Below are 3,182 nucleotides of genomic sequence, written 5' to 3' on the forward strand. Positions count from 1 at the left end.
GAGACGTTGTTGATCAGGCAGTTGCCCGGCTCGGCCTGCGCGGCGCCCGAGCCCTGGGCGACGAAGCCGACCACCACGCTCTTGCCGGGCTCCAGCCGCTTGCTCCAGGCCTCCGGCTTGACCGTGACGTGCTGCCCGTCGGCGGTGAAGGTGGCGTTCCAGAGCGAGTCGATCCTGGCCCCGGCGGGCAGGTCGAAGCTGAGCGTCCAGTCCTCGATCGGGCTGCTGTCCGGGTTGGTGACCAGGTACTGGCCGGTGTAGCCGGAGTCCCAGCCGCTCGTCCGGCTGTACACGGCGCCGAGCGAGGCGGCGCTGGCCGAGGAGGCGAGCACCACGACCCCGCCGGCGACCACCGCGACGGCGACCGCGGAGGCCCCGATGATCGTGCCCTTGCGGCTGCGCCTGCGGCGGCCGGAACGGCGGTTGGGCTGGGTGGTCATGGCGCGTTACCTCCGCGGGTGCCTTCGGTCGGCCGCCGCCGGGCACGGGTGCGCACGGGCACGGGTGCGTACGGACGGGCGGCCGGCCCGGCTCGGTCGGGTGACCGGCGTGACCGACGCTAGCGGCGCCCGAGGGGCCCGAACGCCGGGCTGAGCGAGGGGTAGAACTCCCTTAGGCCGCAGTTAAGGAACCCGCGGAAGTCGGCCACCGGGCCGGGGCTCCGGCGGCTGACCATTCCTCACTTCTGGAACAGGGCGCCCCGCGTCCGCCGCTTCCCCGCCCGGGCGGGCGGCGCCTCCTCCGACCGGGTGCGCAGCCGCATCCGGGTCTCGGCACCACCGAGCACGGCGGAGCGCCCGAGCGCCAGGTCACCGCCGGTGGACTCGGCGAGCTTGCGGACGATGTCCAGGCCGAGGCCGGTGGAGCCCTCCCCGCCGTGCCCCTCGCCGCGCTTGAGGGCGGCGGTCGGGTCGCTGTAGCCCGGTCCGGCGTCGCCGACGAGCACGATCACCGCGCAGCCGGTGGCCAGCACGTCCACCGAGAAGGCGGTGCCGACGGCGGTGTGGCGGAAGACGTTGCCCAGCAGCGCGTCGACGGCGGCGGCCAGGTCCCCGCGCTGGACCGGTACGGGCGCGGGCCGTTCGGCGCCGGCCAGCTGCCAGCGGCGGCCCTCGTCCTCGGCCAGCGCGGACCAGAAGCCGACCCGCTCCCGGATCACCTCGGCGGCGTCGCAGCCGACCTCGACGGCGGGCGCGTCCTCGGGGGCGCGGCGGGCGGAGCGGATGATCTGGTCGACCTCGCGCTCCAGTTGGGCCACCGCGTGCCGGGTGGCGTCGGCCGCGTCGCCGTCGCCGAGCGAGGCGGCGTTGAGCCGCAGCACGGTCAGCGGGGTGCGCAGCCGGTGCGACAGGTCGGCGGCCAGTTCCCGTTCGGCGGCGAGGAGTTGGACCACCCGGTCGGCCATGGTGTTGAACGCGTGGCCGGCTTCGCGCAGTTCCTCGGGGCTGCCGTCGGCCTGCTCGCCCTCCACCGGTACCCGCACCGCGAGGTTCCCGGCGCCGAGTGAGCGGGCGGCGGCGGCGAGCCGGCTGGCGGAGGCGACGATCCGGTTGCCCATCCGGTCGGCGACCAGCACCGAGATGGCGACCAGGCCGAGCGCGACCACGGAGAGCACCAGCCAGGCGGTGGACACGCCCCGGGTGAGGTCGCTCTCGGCGACGAACACCTCGACCACGGCGGTCCGTCCGGTGTCCACCGCGACGGGCTGGAGCAGCGCGTAGCCGCCGGGCACCGCGACGGTGACCGCGACGGTGAAGGGGCGTCCCCACCCGCCGGCGGTGGCCACGTCCGCGGCGGCGGCGCGCCCCTCCCCGATCGTGGGGCCGTCCGGTCCGCCGCCGCTCGGCGTTCCGGCGGGCACCGGCAGGTGGACCGCCATCCGCCCCTGCGCCCCCGCGTCGGTGCTGGCCAGCGCCCGGTTGATGGCGTCCTGGTCGGTGGTGATGGCCAGCGCCGGGCCGAGCGCGGCGGCCTGCCGCTCGGCGGCGGTGAACGCCCGGTCGCGGGCGGTCTGTTGGACCATCATCCCGAGCGGGATGAGGAAGGCCAGCGCGACCATGGTCGTCCCGGCCACGGCCGCCTTGATCAGGGCCCAGCGCAGCGAGCGCCCGAACCGCCTCATGTCCGGTGCTCCGCGAGGCCCCCGGCCGCCTCCAGCCGGACCCCGACGCCCCGGACGGTGTGCAGGTAGCGGGGGTTGGAGGCGGTCTCGCCGAGTTTGCGGCGCAGCCAGGACAGGTGGACGTCGATGGTCTGGTCGCCGCCGTAGGTCTGCTGCCAGACCTCGGCGAGGATCTCCTTGCGCGGCACCACCACGCCGGGCCGGGCGGCCAGGAAGGCCAGCAGGTCGAACTCACGCCGGGTCAGGTCGAGCAGTCGCCCGTCCAGTGCGGCCTCGCGCCGCTGGACGTCGATGGCGAGGCCGCCGACCCTCAGCACCTGGGCGACGGGGGCCGTGCCGCCGCCGAGCCGGCGCAGCACGGCGGCCATCCGGGCGCTCAGGTGCTCTCCGGAGAAAGGTTTCACCAGGTAGTCGTCGGCACCGTCGTTGAGCAGCCGGACGATCTCCGCCTCGTCGTCCCGGGCGGTGGAGATGATCACCGGCACGTTGGTCAGCCCCCGGATCATCTTGAGCGCCTCGCTGCCGTCCAGGTCGGGCAGGCCCAGGTCGAGGATCACCAGGTCACAGCCGACCTGGGCGACCTCCCGCAGTGCCTCCAGGGCCGTGCCCACGCTGCGGACGGCATGACCGGTGTCGGTCAGGTGGCGGATGAGGGCGGAGCGTACGAAGGGGTCGTCCTCGACCACGAGCACTGTTGCCATGGGCCTGCACGGTACGCCATCGGCGGGCAGTGGTCTGTACCTCGGGGGTGGGTGCGGGCACGGTCCGGACATTGTGCAACTGCCCTGCTGAATAGGTGGGGTGCCGTTCTCAGGCGGCCGGGGGATGCGGCAGGATGTGCGGACGATGCGGAACGGACTGGTACAGCTCGGCGCCTGGGCGGCGGCCACCGGGGCGGCGGTGGCGCTGTCCTGGCTCGGCGTGCACGCGGTGCTCACCGGCGCCGCGTTCGAACAGCCCACGGCGCTGCCACTGCCCTCCCCCAAGGCCGACGGCACCCCGTACACCGTCACCACCACCCCGGACCAGGCGCGCGCCACCGAGCGGGCCGGCACACCGA

At 75.0% G+C, this 3,182-nt stretch carries 3 protein-coding genes and 1 pseudogene; 1 reads left to right on the forward strand and 3 read right to left on the reverse strand.

Features of this window, described 5'->3' with window-relative positions; genetic code table 11:
• The 3 genes from J0670_RS34005 to J0670_RS34015 form a co-directional block, all read right to left on the reverse strand.
• Positions 1–440, reverse strand: a 440-nt coding sequence (locus J0670_RS34005; RefSeq protein ID WP_207816188.1) for a cellulose binding domain-containing protein, incomplete at its 3' end; no start/stop codon positions are given.
• A gap of 239 nt (positions 441–679) precedes the next feature.
• Positions 680–2,101 carry a HAMP domain-containing sensor histidine kinase gene (locus J0670_RS34010; protein WP_207816191.1) on the reverse strand — a complete coding sequence of 474 codons (1,422 nt, stop codon included), beginning with the start codon at positions 2,099–2,101 and terminating at the stop codon, positions 680–682.
• Between the two features lie 17 nt (positions 2,102–2,118).
• On the reverse strand, positions 2,119–2,823 hold the full coding sequence (locus J0670_RS34015; RefSeq protein ID WP_207816190.1) for a response regulator transcription factor: 705 nt from the start codon (positions 2,821–2,823) through the stop codon (positions 2,119–2,121).
• A gap of 145 nt (positions 2,824–2,968) precedes the next feature.
• Here J0670_RS34015 and J0670_RS34020 point away from each other — a divergent pair.
• Positions 2,969–3,182 (forward strand): annotated as a pseudogene (locus J0670_RS34020) (hypothetical protein); the annotation flags it as partial.

It is taken from the genome of Streptomyces sp. FH025 (genome assembly GCF_017427025.1).
GTDB lineage: Bacteria > Actinomycetota > Actinomycetes > Streptomycetales > Streptomycetaceae > Kitasatospora.